Genomic DNA, 17,038 nt, shown 5'->3' on the forward strand with positions numbered 1-17,038 from the left:
CAATCCGGGGCAACTGCCCGGATTGGGTGGTTGCCCCTTTTTGCAAGGACAACCACTGATGTACACGATCCACACTCCCAACGAAGCGATCCACGTTGACACCTTGGCGCACGTTTTCCATGTGTTTTTTCACGATGCATCGCTGTCCGCGTACGACACGGCGGAAATCGCGTTGACGCGCGGTGATACCGCGCTCCCGATCCTGCGCTACAACGGGATTTTGACGCTCCGCCAGGCCGGCACCGCCCACTCGATCTTTACGGCGCTCTTTTCCGAGCTTCGTGACCGCTGGTTCACCAAGGGCGGGAAACCGCTGCAGCCGTGGCAGATCACTCGCAAGCGGTGGGAGATCTTCCAGTTCGTGTTCGAGTTGGCGACGAAGCCGGCATGGATGCTTCCCGGTGAGCAGCTGGAGGCGGAGGTTGAGGCGGTGCACGGAGTCGGCGGTCAATTTCGTCTGTCGGCTGTTTGTGACAGCGTCGCGGAATCTCTGTTCGGGTTCACCTCGCAGGGGCCACGACTCCCGCTTTCCGGCGGGGTCAACGGCCGGCACGAAGTTCACGTCGCCTATGCGTTGTTTCAGGATCGGCCGATTCCTGACTCGGTGCTGGCGGACTACCGCGGCGACGCAAAGCATTTCAAGTACGACCTGCAGTGGTTCCCGGTCCTCCTGGATGTTCCGTCGCTCCGCAATTCGCTTCCGTACGACGTCATGCAGTCAGCGGTGGCGATCTTCCGTCACGAGAAGCGAGCGATCGACGCGGAGCTCGGCGCGCGCATTGTCGCGGCACTGAAGTCGGCACCAGCCGACATCACCCACGTCGATGTGGACGACTGTCTGTTTGCCGCGGGCCTTGTGGACAAGCTGGATCTTCCGGAGCATTACCAACGCCCGGTGGATGTCGGCACCGCGATGTCTCCCGTTGCCGAGCGGATGCGCGACCTGATCGGGGACGCAGTCCTGACGAAAACGCTGGACAAGCTCGAGGCCGACCGGCTGCAAGGGCGGATTTCGAAGCGCCAATACACCTTGCAGGCGGATTCGGCGAAGCTGAGTCGCGGACGAGTGACGTTCGAATGGCCGAACCAGTTTGCGGCCGCCGTCGAAGTTCGCGACGTCGACACCCTGCTGACCGTGCTGGATCGCCCGGATGGCTGTAACGACCAGAGCAAGCAGGTACTTCGTGAGCAGTTTGGGCTGTCGCTGCGCGGGTCGAACTCGGCCTGTCGGCGGCGCGCGATCTTCGCGTTCTGCGGCTACGACGAGGCAGCACAAGCCGAGTGGGAGGTAACGAAGGACGCCGCCCATGCGCAGCGTCGCGCCGAAGAGGCCGCCAACGATGCAAAGGCGCAGGCTGGGCGCGCCCTGTATCGCACGCACGACAACGTGGTGATCACGGGCGTGGAGCACGTGGATCGCGCGATTGCCGATGGTTACTCGGAGATTCGCAGCTATCGGCATGGCGCGGCAAAGCGGTACGCGTTGAGCAAGCCCGGTTCGACCGAGGTGCGGTTGGTTCACGCGAAGAACGGGACGTTGGACTATGCCCGATCGCGTCTCACGGCACTCGCCGCTTGATCGAGGTGTGGAACATGCGCTTCGATCGAACTGTGCGTTACGAGGACTACATCTGGACGCGTCGTAAGGAACTGGCTTTCCTCAATCGGCACAAGCGCGTTGCGAAGAAGCTTGAGCGTGACTGCCCGCTCTTCGCGGACCAGCTCGCGCCGGCGCCCGAAACGGACGTCGACGCCGAGAAGGCGTTGCGTATCGAGAGGGCCAGGAAGAGCGAGCAGCGGATGCGCGACCACGACGCGAGTGTATGGCGATCGGGTCGTGCGGCGTACTTCGCGTGCGACCCGGAGATGCGCGCTCGCATCATGGCGGAATGGCGATTTTGGCCGGGGCCAGCGAAGCCGCTGTACTTCGTCTACGTGGTCGAGAAGCACAATGGCGTTGGCGCGGAGCGAACGCGACGGATGCGTGAGCGGGACGCCGAGATCCGCGAGAAGGTCCTTCCGATGTTGAATGTCCAAGGTGATCTGCTTGGGACGTGAGGGGTGGTTCGCCATTCGATATTGAACAACCGGCGCCATGTGCGCCGGTTTTTTTTCGTCGATTCGGAACCGGATCGATTCAAAGCGCGGTGATTTTCTCGATCTTTCCGGCCGACCCGCTGCTTGGCGACACCTACACTGGCTTTACACACCGCGTCACCGACGCATCGAATCCGCCGCAATGCGGCCTTTTCCAGCCCCAGGGGATCACGTCCTGCCGGGCGTTGTTCACGGGGCGACACTTTCGAGGTCACCCGTGAATCAATCTGAAACTTCCACTCCTTTGCCACCTGATGCCGTTTCGATCGTCGAGATCGAGGGGGCCATCAACGTGTGGCGCAATCGCTCGCCGGCGCCGAAAGGCACTGACGAGTTGCTCGTTCTTTGCGCCGAGGCGCGGGTTCTCGCGGACGTCTATGGCGTCATGATCGTGAGCCGCGCAACCAGCGTCCCGCGATCGTCGCTGACGGCGAAGCAGGCCGTGGCGCTGCTCGGTGCACGGGCGTAAGCATCAACTGGCGTTCTAGGACGCATCGACTCGCCGCATCGCGGCATCTTCAATCGCCCCGCAGGGTCACGTCCCTGCCGGGCGCGATCACGCGGGGCTCTTTCATTTCAGGACCCCATGAAACTCTCCCCCGCGCGCCTCACGTCGCTTCTCAGCGTCTATATTCCCCAGCGCCTTCCCGTGCTAATCAGTGGTCGGCCTGGCATTGGCAAGTCCGACATCGTCGAAGCAGCCGCTGCGGCAGCTGAGCACGACCTGCTCATCAGCCACCCGGTTGTTGAAGACCCGACCGATTCGAAGGGACTGCCGTTTCCGTCGCCGGACGGCGCGCATGCGCGATTTCTGCCTTTCGGCGATCTCGAGCGAGCGCTGTCGGCAAGGCGGCCACTGGTCTGGTTCTTCGACGACCTCGGACAGGCTTCGCCTGCGGTGCAGGCGGCCAAGATGCAGCTGTTGCTCGCACGCCGCATTGGTGAGCACAAGCTGCCGGACTGCGTCACGTTCGTCGCGGCTACCAATCGCCGCAGCGACAACGCCGGGGTCACCGGGATCCTCGATCCGCTGATCTCACGCTTTGCAGCCGTCGTCGAACTGGAAGCAAACGTGAACGACTGGACGACCTGGGCTGTTCAGCAGAACGTTCCACCCGAACTGATCGCATTCCTTCGCTTCCGACCGGACTTGCTCTGGGAGGCGCGCAGCAGTCGCGACATTGTTGCGTCGGCAAGCCCCCGGAAATGGGGATTTCTCGCCAAGACGATGTCGGCAGTTCCGGCGGATTTGCTGCCTGACGCGATCAATGCAACGGTCGGTGAAGGCGCCGGTGCCGAGCTGAGCAGCTTCCTCACCATCTACCGCGCGCTGCCGTCGGTCGACGCCATCCTGTTGGACCCGAGTCGGGGCGAAATATCGGACGAGCCGAGCATCCTGTACGCAGTCACGGCTGCGCTCGCATATCAGGCAAGCGATGGCAATTTCGAGCGGGTTCTGCAGTATGCAGAGCGCCTAGTCGACGCCGGGCGTCGCGAGTTCACCGCGTTGCTGGTACGCGATGCAATCGCGCGGCGGCCGGAGCTGCAAGACAACCACGCATTCATTCGTGCGCAAGGTGGAGAGATCGGAAAGATCATCCGCGGCGAGTAATCGCCTTCAAACCCCGTAGTGCCTTTCCTGTTGCCACGGCCGATTCCGGACCGTGGCTTTTTTTCGTCTCGACATTTTCTGTCTATCTGGAGCCATTCATGAACATCACCGATCTGCAGTCCAAGGTCATGCTGTCGTCCGTCACGATTTCCACGTGGGTTGCCCGTCGCTACGACGGGAAGGTCACCGAGGAGGTCGAGAAAAGCCATAGCGCGCGCGGCATCGGGCGCTTCAACAAGCGGCTGCTGCCCGAGCATGCGCCGAGCTATGCCGAAGTGCTGTCGATCGGTAACCGGATCCGCTCGCACTACTACAGCCGGACCCTGAAGTACGACCAGCTGGGGGTGCGTCTGCTGCCGACCATGGTCTACATGGAGCTGGCCGAGCGGCTGCGCGCGATGAAGGACGAGTTCGACCTCGCCGTCTCGATTTTCCTGACGAACTACCTCGACCTGAAGGAGCAGGCGAGGACGGAGATGAACTCCCTGTACAACGAGGCGGACTACCCGAGTCTGGCCGAGCTGAAGGGCAAGTTCGGCGTCAAGCTCTCGGTGCTGCCGTTCCCGGACGCCAGCCAGTTCGGCGTCGATCTGCCGAACGATGTCCTGGCCACGTTGCGCACGGAGATCGACGAGCATGCGATGGCGTCGATCCAGACCGCGAACCACGACCTGGTCGGCCGGCTGTACGAGGCGGTCTCGACGATGGCCTCGCGCCTGTACGCGGACGGCAACGTCCGTCTCGACGTCGCGAACCACGTCCGCGAGTTGTGCGACTTGCTGCCGAAGCTGAATTTCAGCAACGACCCGAAGCTCGCGCACATCCTCACGGAGGCGAAGCAGCACCTCGCCGCGCACAACGGCGCGGATTTGAAAGAGTCGCGTGTGCTCCGGTCCCAGGTTGCCACCAAGGCGACCGAGATCGAGGGGTTGATGGCGGCCTTCATGGGCGGCGCGCCGGCGGTGCCGCTGACTGATCAGATTCCGGATCAGTCGGCGACGCGCTTGTCGTTCCTCGCTGCTGCGTGAGGTCGGAATGGACCCACGTATCGCGAAACAGCGCACGGCGCTGGTACTGGATCACCCGTTCATCGGCGCGTTGGCGCTTCGGCTCAAAGCCCGTGAGGACCCGAGCTGCAAGACGTTCTGGACGGACGGCGAGTCGCTGGGCTACAACCCGGTGTATGCGGCCGGCCTGACGGACCTGCAGATTCGCGGTGTGCTCGCCCACGAGGTGTGGCACGTTGCGAACGGGCATTGTTGGCGGCAAGGTTATCGCGATTCTGACGGCTGGAACGAGGCGTGTGACTACGCCATCAACCCGGTGGTGCTGGATGCCGGTATGCAGCTTCCGCCTGGCGGACTCATCGACGCGCGTTTCAAGGGGATGTCCGCGGAGGAAATCTACGGGACACGCCTGAACGAGCAACGGCAAAAGGCGCCTGTCGATCCGCAAGCGGGAGGCAAGCCGGGCAAGTCGCCGGGCTCGCCCGGCTCGCAGCCGGCGGTTTCAGCGGTTGACCAGGCGGCCGAGCCCGCGCCATCGTGTGGGGAAGTCCGGCAATACGCCGGGCCCGACAAGGCGGCAAAGGAGGCTGAATGGAAGGTGGCGGTGCTGCAGGCGGCCAAGGCGGCACAGGCCTGCGGCAAGCTCGGCGGTGGGCTGCAAGCCGCCGTCGAGCAATCCGTCGCCGCGGTGGTCGACTGGCGGTCGCTCCTGCATCGCTTTGCGCAGGACGCGGCGCCGACCGACTATACGTGGGCGCAGCCGAATCGCCGCTACCTGCACCTCGGAATGTATCTGCCGTCGTTGAACGAGCCGGCGGTGGGTGACGCGGTGTTTGTCCGCGACGCCAGCGGCTCGGTCTGGGATGAAACGCAGGCGCAGTTCGCGGCTGAGATCCTGGCCGTTGCCGAGGCGGTTCGCCCACGACGCTTGATCGTGGTCGATTGCGACGAGCGCGTGACGCAGGTGCAGGTGTTCGAGCGCGGCGAACCGGTCGAACTGGCTCCGCTGAAAGGCGGTGGCGGCACCTCGTTCATCGATCCGTTTCGACGGATCAAGGGCGAGGACATCGACCCGGCGTTTCTCGTGTACCTGACCGACATGGAGGGGACATTTCCGTCCGAAGAGCCGGCTTACCCGGTGCTTTGGGCGTCGACGACACCGCTCAAGCGCGCCCGGCGTGCACCGTTCGGTGAGACGATCGAAGTCGTGTGCTGAACTACCGCAGTGGTAAGTCATTTCCTGAAACACGCCCGGTCTTGTGACCGGGCTTTTTTTTCGTCCCTCGAGAATGCATGCCATTAGGCCGACGGTTTGAAGCGGGAGAAAGCTATACGTTTTTCTGGAGCATTTCGGGTTTGCCCCCTCAACCGGTTGCGCGCGGTTTGGCACACCGACCGCGTCGACGCGCGCTTAACCGGCCGCGCGAAAGCTGTTCAATTTAGCCATTCTTTCGGGCGATTGACGGATGTGCCAGCTTGAACAATAGCTGCATGTCTGAATTTGCCGAAAGTCCCTTCCTGCAGGTCGCGCGACTCGAAGAGAACGCTGAGAAGCTGTTCTTCGAGTCGTTGAAGCTCATCGAGCGCCCGCTGCACGATCCGAATGTCGCCGAAGTCATGATCAACACAGCCGGCAACATCTGGGTCGAGGAGCGGGGCGTAATGCATCGACTAGATGTCGCCTTCAATCCTGCAACGCTGACGGGAGCGATTCACTCGCTCGCCGCCTCGGTGGAGAAATCAGCGCTGCGGGGCACCGCTCAGGGGATCATCAACGCGGGTCGGGCGAACCTGCGGATTGCTGCGGTTATGAAGCCGACGGCGATTGATGGGGACGCGCTCGCTATTCGTCGGCATCGCGAGACCAATTTGTCGATTAGCGACTACACGCGCATGGGCGCGTTCTCACGCGTTCACGCGCGCCGTGAAATGGACCGCCCGATCTTTCCGCCTGACGCAGAAAACGAGGTGCTTGAGAACGCTCTCGTCGCGATGGTGAAGCAGCGAGCCAACGTCCTCGTGGCGGGCGGTACGTCGACCGGCAAGACGACCTTTCTCAACGCGCTCAATGCGCTGATCCCGCCGGACGAACGTGTCATCACCATCGAAGACACGAAGGAATTGCGGCTCACCGTGCCGAATATCGTTCGGCTGCTCTCCAACCCGGACAAGGGCGTGACAACGCAAGTGCTCGTTGCACTCTGCCTGCGCTTTCGCCCCGATCGAATCATCGTGGGCGAAGTGCGCGGTGGGGAGGCATACGACTTCATTCAGGCGCTCAGTACCGGCCACGACGGCGGCATGGGATCGATCCACGCGAACGATGCGCGCATCGCGCTGAGCCGCCTCGAAAGCCTCGCCATGCTCGGCATCCCGCCCGGCAGTCGCTGGGAACTGACCGACATGCGCAAGGCGATCGCCGATTGCTTTCACTACGTCATTCACCTTCGCCGCACGGGCGAACTGCGGCACGTCTCTGAGGTGCTCGCGATCAAGGGTTTCAAAGACTGGGACTACGTCCTCGAACGCGTTTTCTAACCACACGGGGGTTTTTTGTGAAGAAGTTCATCCACGCACTCTGCAATCAGGCACGCGACAAGTTCGTCGAGGCCGGCCGCTATTTGTTCGGCAATGGTCAGCGACGCTCCACCGCAATCGCGTTGGCCCTCACTCTCGCGGCACCGGCCGCGAAGGCAGTTGATCTTTCCGACCTGGGGAACGCGGCCAACTTCATCTGCTTGATCCAGGCGTACGTGAGCGGACCGGTTTTGTTCGGCCTTGGCATCGTGTTGATCATCGTGGGCGCGGTCGCAATCGCAAACTCGGAAAGCAATATCGGGAAGTTGATTTCCTCCGTGATCGTCGGCCTCGGTATCGCCTCGTGTGCGCTGCCGATCGTGAAGAACCAGCTGAAGATCGGCTACACCTGTGCGTAAAGCCAAAAAGGTCAGCCGGTCGCTTTCACTGCCGCGCCAGATGGGCGGCGCGGACCGCGGCCTCGCCATTGCGAACGGGACCCTGACGGCATTGCTCTGCTACAGCAGCATGACGCCGATTTATCTCGTCATCGGCATCGTAGTCCATTGGGTGTTGCGCTGGCTGTCCTCGAACGATCCGTGGTGGAAAGACGTGCTGGTGGTCTACAACCGGTACCCGGATGTGCACGAACCTATGCCGACGTCCCATGTCGCGGCGCGGTTCAAACGGCCTTACGGCTTTGATCAGGAGCTACCGCTGTGAGCGCGAACCCCAAGCGTCGGGCGATTCAGGAAGTCGCGCCGTGGGCGACGATGGTTACCCCCGAAGTCATTCTTGACAAGGACGGGTCGCTATTGACGCTCTACACGTTCGAAGGTGTGGACGCAGATAGTCCGAACGCGGACGAGATTTCGGCGGCCCGCGACAATCTCGATCACGCCTGCAAGAACTTCGACCATCGGATCACCGCCTGGTGGCGCTTGTCGCATCGCCGGGTTCGGGGAGAGATCGGCGGCCGCTTCGCGGCGCCGATGGATCAACGGCTCGATGCGATCAACCAGAAAAGCGTGGGGAGTGGGAAGTACTTCCGGAATACCCACTCGCTTGCACTCGCCTATACGCCCGAGACCGGGATCAACAAGCTGTTCGAGAAGATTGCCTATCACATCACGGTGGGAGGGAAGTCGGTACCGATCGCGTTGCTCGAGACGGTCAAGGATATGGTGCTGGCGCGTAGCGCGTTTGTGTTCGACATGGAGCGGATCACGTCGGACATCAAGCGGTTCGAATCGATCTTGGACGCCTTCAAGGGCGGGGTCGCGCGGCTCAAGTTGAAGCGGCTTCAGTTGCAGAATGCACTGGCGTTCCTGCATCAGACGGCTAACCCCTCCGTTCCGCCGCGGCGCGTGCGCTATCCGGTGACGATGCTCGACACGCATCTGACGGAAAGCTTTGTGACCTATGGCGCTGAGCACATCATGTTCGAGTCCGCCTATGGTACGCGGTACGCGAAGATTATTGCCGTCAAGGAGTGGATGGGGTTTCAGGAGGCGGCGCTCGACGTGCTCGCGGACGTCGATGCCGAATTCGATGTCTGCGTGATGTTTCGCTTTTTGTCGACCAGCAAGGCGCAGGCGTACATCGAGAAGATGCGCAAGTTTTACAAGGTCGCGGCGTTCAGCCCGATGAAGATCTTGAAGAGCTTCTTTTCGAAGGACGAGAAGAAGGAGAACAACGAAAACGAGAAGGGGCGCGAGATCCTTGCCGAAGAGGCCGAAAGTGCGCTCGCGCGATTGATCGCGGACGGCCAGCAGTACGGGTTCGCGAATATTTCGGTAGTCGTTTATGGGGAAACGATCGACGAGTGCGACGACAATGCGCGCGAGATTGTCGGGCGCATTGGTAACGCCGGCTTTGGTGTGCTCATCGAGAAGCGGAATCTGGCCGCGGCGTGGGCCACGACGCTCCCTGGCCGCTGGGACCAACAGAAGCGCCTGCAGTTCGTCGAAACCCCCGTCGTTTCCGACATTGCACCGCTGCGGGGTGTCGCCGAAGGCAGTCAGGTGAATGAATGGCTCACGCAGCAGCTCGGCGAGAAGATTGGCCCGCTCACCCTCTTGCCGACTCGCCATCGAACATTGCAGCGTGTCTCGCTGCACCACCCAGGCGGGAAGTCGCACACGCTGATCATCGGACCGATCGGTGCTGGCAAGACGATCTTCCTCAACTTTCTCGTTTCGCAGACCGGGCGCTTCCTGCCGCGTCGGATCAAGTTCGACAAGAACCGTTCGACCCGCATTCCGACGGTGTTTGCGGACGGCAAGTTTGTCGACGCGACGGGTAAATTCGCCGCCGCAACGCAGGTCAATCCACTTTCTCTCCTCGCCGACAGCCGGCACTACACCTATGTGTCCGACTGGGTTCAGATGGCGATCGAGGGCGAGGACTTTACCTGCAATCCCACCCAACAGCGCACGCTCTATGAGCGCGTCGTCACGCTCGCGCAAGGGTATGGGCCCGAGTACTGGACCCTTTCGTTTTTGACGACGTTGCTGCCGGCCGATCTGCGTGAGCGGCTGCAGATCTGGACCAAGGGCGAGAAAAACGGTCGCTTCTTCGATCACGTCGAAGACGCGTTCTCGCTTTCCGACGACCTGGCGATCGAAATGGGCGAGTTGTTCGAGAGCTATCCGGTCGCGGCGGCACTGTTCATGGATTACGCGTTCTATCGCATCTCGCAGTGGCTGGATGGCAGGCGAGTCACGGTCATCGAGGTCGAAGAATGCGGCTTCTTCTTCCAGTACCCGCGCTTCTATGCGCGGCTTGAGATGTGGGCCGTGACGATCCGCGGTCTGAACGGGACGTTGGTGATGGCGACGCAGTCGCTGGGCCAGCTCGAGCGCATCCCGAACTTCGAGATTCTGAAAGAGAACATCCCGAATTTCTTCTTCCTGCCGAACCGCGATGCGCGTAACAACAAGCGCCTCTATCGAGATGTGTTCGGGCTCACGGACGACCAGATCGACATGATCACCAACGGCGTTCCCAACCGCGACTACCTATGGGTCACGCCTGACCATTCAAGGATGTTGCAGGCCCAGTTCCCGAAGGAAGCGCTCGCAATGTTGCGCGCCGACGGTGCCGCGCAGCGCACGCTCGACAAGCACCTCGCGACCGGCTCGCCGACCTGGCGCGAAGACTATCTGCAGGAAATGGCAACCCTCGACTGAAAGGCCCACGATGAAACTCTTGACGACCCTTCGCGCCGCGGCCTTCGCGGTCTCCCTGTTCGTCGCGCAGCACGCGTCTGCAATGATCGTTTTCGATCCGACAAACTTCGCCCAAAACGTCATCACCGCTGCCAAGGCGGTTCAGGGCGAGATTTACCAGAACACGAACATCATCTACCAATATCAGATGATGGCGAACCAGCTTTTGCAGGCGTCGAACCTCAACCCAACTGCGTGGAAAGCAGCGTACGACCAAATCACTGGTGACATCGGCAAGGTAAAGAATCTGGTAGGGACACTCAACGGCCTTTACGGCGACCTGAAGAAGGGCGGGGAGTGGGTGAACCAGGTGCAGGGGCTGATCAGCCGTTCGGGGAAATCTAACGCGCAGTGGTTCTCGGATATGAACACGCTGTTCGATCAGAACGACAAGGTTGCGCGGAACCTGTTCCAGATGGGCTCGAACATCATGCAGCACACGAACGATCTGGCGCAGCGGCGGCAGGAATTGCAATCGCAGCTGTCGATGTCGCCGACGCAGCAGGCGACGGCTGAGATCACGACCCACTACCTGGACATCGTGACGAGCCAGAACTCCGACATCCTCCAACTGAATGCGGCCAAAGCACAGAAGGACGCCCAGAAGGACGCGCAACAGGCGGAGGAAGACAAGGAAAAGTCCGCCGATGCGGAGAAGTTCATCTCCAAGCAGCAGGCGGAGCGCGCTGCCTACGGGATCACGCCGCAATGAAGAACGGTGTGATACGCGCGTGGTTGCTGTCCGGCGCCGTTCTTTTGGCGCTCACGCTGCCGACGGTAGCGCGAGCGGCCGTGATGGACGGCTTGTCGCAAATGATGTCATCGGGTTGGAGCACGAGCTATGTGAATGGCGAGGTCTCCAAGGGCGCGATGGCGGCTATCGATGAGATCACAAAGATCCTTAAGGATTTGATCGATCTCGCGGTGGAGCTCAGTAAAACGCTCGACAAGGATTCGGACAAGATGGCTGGCGGCCTCGCCGGAATCACGGTGGTCCTCGCCGCCGCCCGATATGCGTCGACCCGCGACTCCGTGACGGCGTGGCAGAGCCTGATCGAAGATCTGGCCATCCTCGGGATATTCGCTTCCGTGTACCTCGCCTACGGACGTTGGGCGCCCGGCTTCTATAAGTGGTTCAACGATATGGCGATCGCCGTTTCGGGGACCAATGCGGATTCGCTGCCGACGGCCATGGTGAAGTCAGCCGGCGCAATCTATGACGCGGTGATTGAAGCGCTGAAGGCCGAGCATTGGTGGAACTACATTGCCGTGTTGATCAATCTTGCACCGCTTCTGTTTTCGTGGCTGTTCCTGATGATCGCAGCGCTCGTCTTTCTCTTCTACGTCTCGCTCGGCACGATCCAGATGGCTGTGGCGATCGTGATGGGAAAGATCGCGTTTGCCCTCGGCATGTCGGAGTTCACTCGAGGGTGGTTCAAGAGCTGGCTTGACTTCACGATCGGCGCCGGCATGTACATGGTTGTCGCGGCGATTCTCCAGCGCTTGATGACGACGACGCTAGCGAAGTCGTTTGGCGACACGATCTCGAAGGGCTTGACCACGCCTTACTCGGGTTCGCTCACGCTGGATATGTCGATCTTCGTGCTGATCCTCGCATTCGAAATTCCGAAGTTCGCGTCGATGTTCGGCGGCGGCGCGAATGCGAGCGGGGCGGCGTTCAAGAGCCTGACGAAGCTTGCAACGAAGGGGATGGCGTGATGGCGGCCGCAAGTCTTTTCGAGGCGGCCGACGCCGGGGAACTGGTGGCGCGTAATGAACGAAGGATCGATCTCATTGCGCAGTGCGCGAATGAGGTGTCACGGGCCGATTTCGATCGGAAATGGATGTCGTTGATCCGCCGCTGTGCGAACTGGTTCTCGTCCGTTCCGTTCAACCCGGAGTTGTATCGCGAGCCGGCCGGTGCTTTCCGCTGGACCGTCGAAACGGCCTTCTACGCGATGCGACTCTCGGGCGGTTTGAAGTTCGGTACGAACCTGCCATCCGAGCGGAGACGTCGCATCGAGCCGCAATACAACTACGGCGTGTTCCTTGCGGCGATCTGCTCAGGCCTGGACGAACCGTATCGGCATTTCGACGTTGAGCGTGCGACGGACCGTCAGGTCTGGAACCCGGCCGTTCACGGTGCAGTTGGGACGTGGCTTGCGGGCTCGAGCTATCGGATGACGCGGCGTGCGACGCCGCTACCGGTCGAACGCATGCGTACGGGCATGTTGGCGCACGCGCTGGTCGGCGCGGAGCTACTCTCCGGGCTCGACTCGGAGGTACAGGCGGAGATATTCGGCGCGATCAACCCGACGCAGAGCCCAATGGGTGTGGAGTCGCTGACGCACAAGGTCGTCCGACAGGCTGTCGCGACGGCAGCCGAATTCGATCGGAAGGCCCAGCGAGCAGTTTTCGAACCTGTGTCGTTTTCGGTGCCCTCTACGATCCACGTAGCCGCCGAGCTTGAGCCAAAGCTCAGCCCGACGGCGGCCGCGCCCACGACCGAGCCGACAACTGAACCCGCACCGGTACCGGAGCAACCGGCGGCTGGTGTCTCAGTGCCGGCGACTGGCGCCGTGGTTGGCGACTCGCAGCTGCCGTCGACAGCGGTTGTTGACGGCGCGGCGCCGCCGGTGCGGGCTGCGGCTGCTCCTGACGGGCCGAACCGTCCGGATGGGAGGCAGATGGCGCTTGAGCTTCCGACGCCGGCCCCGGCGGTCAACCCCGTTGAAATTCGCCGCGAGCCGGCGAGTGCCGCGCCGGCCGCGGATCGATTTGAGGATGTGCTGAAGGGCGCGCCGAGAATGATCTTGGACTTCTTCGCGGCGCTGCAACAGGACGCCGCCGGCGGCAAGGCCAAGGTGCGCTGGACCGACAAGGGTCTTGCGGTGTCGAAGCGCACGATAGGCGGCTACGGGGTTGCGAGCGAAACCCTTATCGAGCACATGCGGCGGCGTAACCTCCTGCTCGCCAACGATCCTACCGAGGTAACGCTGGCACCGCGCATAGGTGAGTTGATTCAGGAGCGCGGGGCGTGAGGGGCTATATCAACCACTTTCGCCCGGTCTACGAGGTCCGGGCCGCGTTTGGCTGGCTGATCGCGATACTGGTTCTGCCGTTCTCGGGCATGCCTTACGGTTGGGCCTTCGCGCTATTCGCGTTGAGTCTATGCGCCTTCCGCGCGGGACAGGTGTGGCGCGCGCTCAAGTTCCGGATGGGCTTGTCGACCAAATGGCTGACGACGCTCGCGGTGCCCGCTTTGCTCGCGATTCAGGCCCGCATGCGTGTTGAGGCCAATGCGATGTACCTCGGCACCGGGTTCGAGTGGACGCAGAAGCATTGTCAGATGGCCCACGACATCCTGCGGATGCCGACCACGGAGATTCCGGGGCTGCCCAAGTGGTTGCCGAAGACGAAGCCCGGGCGCGCGTTCGAGGCGATGATCGAGAATCTCTTTGCGCCGAAGGACAGCATCCGGGACCGAACGCCGCAAGGCGCGTCATGGATTCACGGTCTGGAGGCCAACAAGGGGTATGTGCCGTTCCACTATAAGGCGATGGGCGGCCACACGGCGGTGGGCGGTACCACCGGGTCTGGCAAGACGCGTACGTACGAAGTCATCTCGACGCAGGTCATCCACTGCGGCGACGTACTGATCGACATCGACCCGAAGAACGACAAGGAATGGAAGGCGCGCTCGGAGCGCGAGGCGAAGCGTACCGGGCGCAAGTTCCTCTACTTCAACCAGGCAAAGCCGTCCGAGTCGATTCGCCTTGAGCCGCTCGACAGCTGGTCGCAACCGTCAGAAATCCCGAGCCGCATCGCGCAGCTGATGGAGGAGGGCCCGTTCCGGGATTTCGCCTACCTGTTCATCAGTCGATCGGTGAACGGCGAGCTGTACATCGGCGACAAGCCGAACCTGCGCTCGATCCTGAAGTACGCCCAGCTCGGCATTGACCCGCTCTTGGAGAAGGCGCTCAAGCGCTTTTTCGTCGAAAGCGGGTTGGCCGATTGGGATGAGCTGGTCACGCGGGATACCGTCAAGATCGCGAACAAGCCCGGCTCGACCATGGTCGATGCAATGATCGCGCTCTATCAAGCCCGCTTTGGCGCGAATGATCGTGGGCACGAAGCGATCGACGGCCTGATCGCGACGCACGTCCACGATCGCGAGCACTACATGCGGATCATCGCGTCGGCACTGCCGCTGCTGCAGATGCTCGCGACCGGCGAGACCGGCTTAATGCTCGCGCCGAAGGTCGACGACTTCGAGGATGAACGCGAGATCTGGACGATCGAGAAGGTCATTCGCCAGAAGGCGGTCCTCCACATCGGCCTCGACTCGCTGTCCAACAGCATCGTCGCGAAGGCGATCGCGTCGATGATCTTGGCCGATGTGTCGGCGGTGTGCGGCTCGATCTACAACTTCTACGACGAGCCGCCTGAGGTCGTGCTGATCATCGACGAGATCGCCGAGGCGATCAACGAACAGGTGATCCAGATTCTGAACAAAGGCCGTGGCGCCGGCTTCAAGGCATTTGTGGCGTTCCAGACGCGCGCTGACCTCGAGGCGAAGCTGGGGAATGCCGCAAAAATGCTGCAGGTTTTGGGGAACTTGAACAACCAGATCATCTTACGCTTGGAAGATACCGACACGGCTGAGTGGTTTTCGAAAAAGGTGGGGGATACCGCGATTCGAAACCTGATCATCTCGAGCAGCACGAGCAAGGCGAGCGAGGGCCATGTCGGCGAGTTCACCGGCTCGGTGACGCGCTCGCAGCAGCTGGAAGCGGTGCCGCTGATTCCGACTCGACTGATACAGAGCTTGCCGAACCTGCAGTATTTCATGCGGATTTCGGGCGGCGCGGTGTACCAGGGACGTATTCCAATTCTTACAGGCTAAACAACCAAGCATGTCTGCCGTTTTCAAAAAAATCATTCGCGAGTACAAACTGTCCGCCCACCTGACACCGGTCTTCACCTTTGCCCCAGAGCTGGAGCTCGTATGTGCGCGTGTGGCGGACTTCGTCGGTGAGCACTTCATCGGGAAGGCAGAGCCGCTCGTCAAGGAGATGTTCGTTGACGGTCTCACCGCGTTCAAGCGCGTGCGCAAGACAGGTGACCCGCACATTGCGTTCATGCAGGGTCTGTTTGCGTCGGCGCACATGCTCTATGCCCGACGCTTCGTCGTGCGCGATGGTGAGCGTTACCACGTGTGGTCACCGATGTTCGAACCGGTGACGGCCTTCGAGGCGCGCTACAACCTTCCGGGTGAGATGGTTGACGAGCGGTGCCCGGAGAAGATCACTCAACGATCGGCAGCGTTCCAGCTCGCGTCGCGAGCGCTCACGGGTGAAACCTTCCGACTCTACTTCGAGGAATACGATGTCGCTCACGCCTTTTCTGATTCGGATGCTAACGCGGCTTGATGACCAGACCGTGCGCCGTGCGATGTCGACCGCAGCGGCTCAGGATGACCAGGACGCACGGCCGCCGGCGGAGTTCGGGAAGGGGCGGTATGCGATGGCGTACGCGCTCGCGATGTTCGCTCAACGCCGTCCTGTGCACTTCTATGTCGGCCTATTCGGGTTGATAGCCCTGCCGATCTCCGTGATCGGGGGGCTTATAGGAGACCTGTATGGCCGGTAGTCGATTCGTCGGGCACATCAAGATGTGGTTCTTCTTTGTGCCGCTGTTGTCCGTGGCCTTGATGCCGGCCTTACCGAACGCGTCACTGTTCGCAATCCCGGACGCTGAAGCCGATTCAGTGCTGGCGAACCTCGGTGAGGTACGTGCCGCAGAGGCGATCGAGACGACCAATCGGGCCTTCAGACGCTACTTCGTCGAGACTGGCCTGGTGCAGGCATCGATGGAGTCGACCCGCGAATCGACCATCGAAGACGGGGGTGTTGCGGACTTCGCCAGTCGATGGGTCCACAATTTCTGGCGGCTCGTGTACCGAATGGTCTATCGCCTCACCGTCATGAAGTACTGGTTGCTCGGGACGCTGGTGTTCGGCGCTGCGATGTTCATTGACGGCACGGTGCGCCGCAAAGTGCGGGCGGCCGCGGCAGGCTACGTCAGTCCGCTCTCGTTCCATCTGGCCGGCCACGGAATCTTGCTTGTATTCGGGGTGGCGTTCACCGTCCTGATTGCCCCCGTACCGCTCCTGGCACCGTATTGGCTGGCGATCGCGGGATGCCTTGGCGCGCTGCTCTGGAAAGCGGCATCTTCCTACCAGTAGCACCGGAAAGCTCCAGTTTTCCGTATAGCTTTCCGCCAAGAGGCCCACAACCGGTTGCGTGCAGCGCTGAGCGAAGGCCCGGGAAAGCGTTGCGAAATCGCTGACGTTTCGGCCGTATGGCACGGCCCGGCGAAGTCACAATGAATCATGGTCTACGGTCCTCAGAAAGCTCAACTCCCCGTAGAGCTTTCAGCCTTGCCCCCACTCTCCCCGGGTGGGGGCTTTTTTTGTCTGGCGCGGCGCGGCCGGTCCGAAAGCCGCGCGAAATCGTTCATGTTTTGGGCAGGTCGAGAAGCCGAGCGCCGCAAGAATAGACGCAAGCCGCACG

16 protein-coding genes are annotated in these 17,038 nt (G+C 61.6%); all 16 read left to right on the top strand.

The annotated features are described in order from the left end of the window. Positions 1–58 precede the first annotated feature (58 nt). Positions 59–1,579, top strand: coding sequence for a hypothetical protein (locus G3O06_RS03375; RefSeq protein WP_205814986.1), 1,521 nt, complete (start codon positions 59–61; stop codon positions 1,577–1,579). Between the two features lie 14 nt (positions 1,580–1,593). After that, entirely contained in the window at positions 1,594–2,058 is a 465-nt protein-coding gene (locus tag G3O06_RS03380; RefSeq protein ID WP_205814987.1) for a hypothetical protein, read from the top strand. 256 nt (positions 2,059–2,314) lie between these two features. Then, positions 2,315–2,566 carry a DUF3717 domain-containing protein gene (locus G3O06_RS03385; RefSeq protein ID WP_205814988.1) on the top strand — a complete coding sequence of 84 codons (252 nt, stop codon included), beginning with the start codon at positions 2,315–2,317 and terminating at the stop codon, positions 2,564–2,566. 117 nt (positions 2,567–2,683) lie between these two features. Continuing rightward, complete coding sequence (locus G3O06_RS03390; RefSeq protein WP_205814989.1) at positions 2,684–3,709, top strand: ATP-binding protein; 1,026 nt, start codon at positions 2,684–2,686, stop codon at positions 3,707–3,709. A 98-nt stretch (positions 3,710–3,807) separates the two neighbouring features. Continuing rightward, positions 3,808–4,737 (top strand): hypothetical protein, encoded by a 930-nt coding sequence (locus G3O06_RS03395; protein WP_205814990.1) that lies wholly within the window; start codon positions 3,808–3,810, stop codon positions 4,735–4,737. Positions 4,738–4,744: 7 nt separating this feature from the next. After that, positions 4,745–5,932 (top strand): VWA-like domain-containing protein, encoded by a 1,188-nt coding sequence (locus tag G3O06_RS03400; protein WP_205814991.1) that lies wholly within the window; start codon positions 4,745–4,747, stop codon positions 5,930–5,932. A gap of 275 nt (positions 5,933–6,207) precedes the next feature. Continuing rightward, positions 6,208–7,254, top strand: a complete 1,047-nt coding sequence (locus G3O06_RS03405; RefSeq protein ID WP_205814992.1) for an ATPase, T2SS/T4P/T4SS family — start codon at positions 6,208–6,210, stop codon at positions 7,252–7,254. Positions 7,255–7,271: 17 nt separating this feature from the next. Then, the gene (locus G3O06_RS03410) at positions 7,272–7,652 is read left to right on the top strand and encodes a conjugal transfer protein TrbC (protein WP_205814993.1); all 381 of its coding nucleotides are present in this window, start codon (positions 7,272–7,274) and stop codon (positions 7,650–7,652) included. Continuing rightward, a complete protein-coding gene (locus G3O06_RS03415) occupies positions 7,645–7,956 on the top strand; it encodes a VirB3 family type IV secretion system protein (RefSeq protein ID WP_205814994.1) in 312 nt (103 codons plus the stop codon). The genes G3O06_RS03410 and G3O06_RS03415 overlap by 8 nt, the downstream gene beginning before the upstream one ends. After that, on the top strand, positions 7,953–10,424 hold the full coding sequence (locus G3O06_RS03420) for a type IV secretion system protein VirB4 (protein ID WP_205814995.1): 2,472 nt from the start codon (positions 7,953–7,955) through the stop codon (positions 10,422–10,424). The genes G3O06_RS03415 and G3O06_RS03420 overlap by 4 nt, the downstream gene beginning before the upstream one ends. A 10-nt stretch (positions 10,425–10,434) precedes the next feature. Next, positions 10,435–11,175: a type VI secretion protein gene (locus G3O06_RS03425; RefSeq protein ID WP_205814996.1), complete on the top strand. Its 741-nt coding sequence runs from the start codon at positions 10,435–10,437 to the stop codon at positions 11,173–11,175. Further along, positions 11,172–12,182 carry a type IV secretion system protein gene (locus G3O06_RS03430; protein WP_205814997.1) on the top strand — a complete coding sequence of 337 codons (1,011 nt, stop codon included), beginning with the start codon at positions 11,172–11,174 and terminating at the stop codon, positions 12,180–12,182. Before G3O06_RS03425 ends, G3O06_RS03430 begins: the two co-directional genes overlap by 4 nt. After that, a complete protein-coding gene (locus tag G3O06_RS03435; protein WP_205815080.1) occupies positions 12,182–13,504 on the top strand; it encodes a TraI domain-containing protein in 1,323 nt (440 codons plus the stop codon). The genes G3O06_RS03430 and G3O06_RS03435 overlap by 1 nt, the downstream gene beginning before the upstream one ends. Then, entirely contained in the window at positions 13,501–15,369 is a 1,869-nt protein-coding gene (traD, locus tag G3O06_RS03440; RefSeq protein ID WP_205814998.1) for a conjugative transfer system coupling protein TraD, read from the top strand. The genes G3O06_RS03435 and traD overlap by 4 nt, the downstream gene beginning before the upstream one ends. A 10-nt stretch (positions 15,370–15,379) precedes the next feature. Beyond that, positions 15,380–15,895 carry a hypothetical protein gene (locus tag G3O06_RS03445; RefSeq protein ID WP_205814999.1) on the top strand — a complete coding sequence of 172 codons (516 nt, stop codon included), beginning with the start codon at positions 15,380–15,382 and terminating at the stop codon, positions 15,893–15,895. A 209-nt stretch (positions 15,896–16,104) separates the two neighbouring features. Beyond that, positions 16,105–16,710: a DUF4400 domain-containing protein gene (locus tag G3O06_RS03450; RefSeq protein WP_205815000.1), complete on the top strand. Its 606-nt coding sequence runs from the start codon at positions 16,105–16,107 to the stop codon at positions 16,708–16,710. Positions 16,711–17,038: the final 328 nt, after the last annotated feature.

The organism is Burkholderia sp. Ac-20345, from assembly GCF_017104825.1.
Lineage (GTDB): Bacteria > Pseudomonadota > Gammaproteobacteria > Burkholderiales > Burkholderiaceae > Burkholderia > Burkholderia lata_B.

Coding starts and splice junctions, on each gene's coding strand:
- G3O06_RS03395 (WP_205814990.1), top strand. CDS start 3,808: ATGAACATCACCGATCTGCAGTCCAAGGTCATGCTGTCGTCCGTCACG.
- G3O06_RS03405 (WP_205814992.1), top strand. CDS start 6,208: ATGTCTGAATTTGCCGAAAGTCCCTTCCTGCAGGTCGCGCGACTCGAA.
- G3O06_RS03450 (WP_205815000.1), top strand. CDS start 16,105: ATGGCCGGTAGTCGATTCGTCGGGCACATCAAGATGTGGTTCTTCTTT.
- G3O06_RS03435 (WP_205815080.1), top strand. CDS start 12,182: ATGGCGGCCGCAAGTCTTTTCGAGGCGGCCGACGCCGGGGAACTGGTG.
- G3O06_RS03380 (WP_205814987.1), top strand. CDS start 1,594: ATGCGCTTCGATCGAACTGTGCGTTACGAGGACTACATCTGGACGCGT.
- G3O06_RS03430 (WP_205814997.1), top strand. CDS start 11,172: ATGAAGAACGGTGTGATACGCGCGTGGTTGCTGTCCGGCGCCGTTCTT.
- G3O06_RS03400 (WP_205814991.1), top strand. CDS start 4,745: ATGGACCCACGTATCGCGAAACAGCGCACGGCGCTGGTACTGGATCAC.
- G3O06_RS03425 (WP_205814996.1), top strand. CDS start 10,435: ATGAAACTCTTGACGACCCTTCGCGCCGCGGCCTTCGCGGTCTCCCTG.
- G3O06_RS03445 (WP_205814999.1), top strand. CDS start 15,380: ATGTCTGCCGTTTTCAAAAAAATCATTCGCGAGTACAAACTGTCCGCC.
- G3O06_RS03390 (WP_205814989.1), top strand. CDS start 2,684: ATGAAACTCTCCCCCGCGCGCCTCACGTCGCTTCTCAGCGTCTATATT.
- G3O06_RS03375 (WP_205814986.1), top strand. CDS start 59: ATGTACACGATCCACACTCCCAACGAAGCGATCCACGTTGACACCTTG.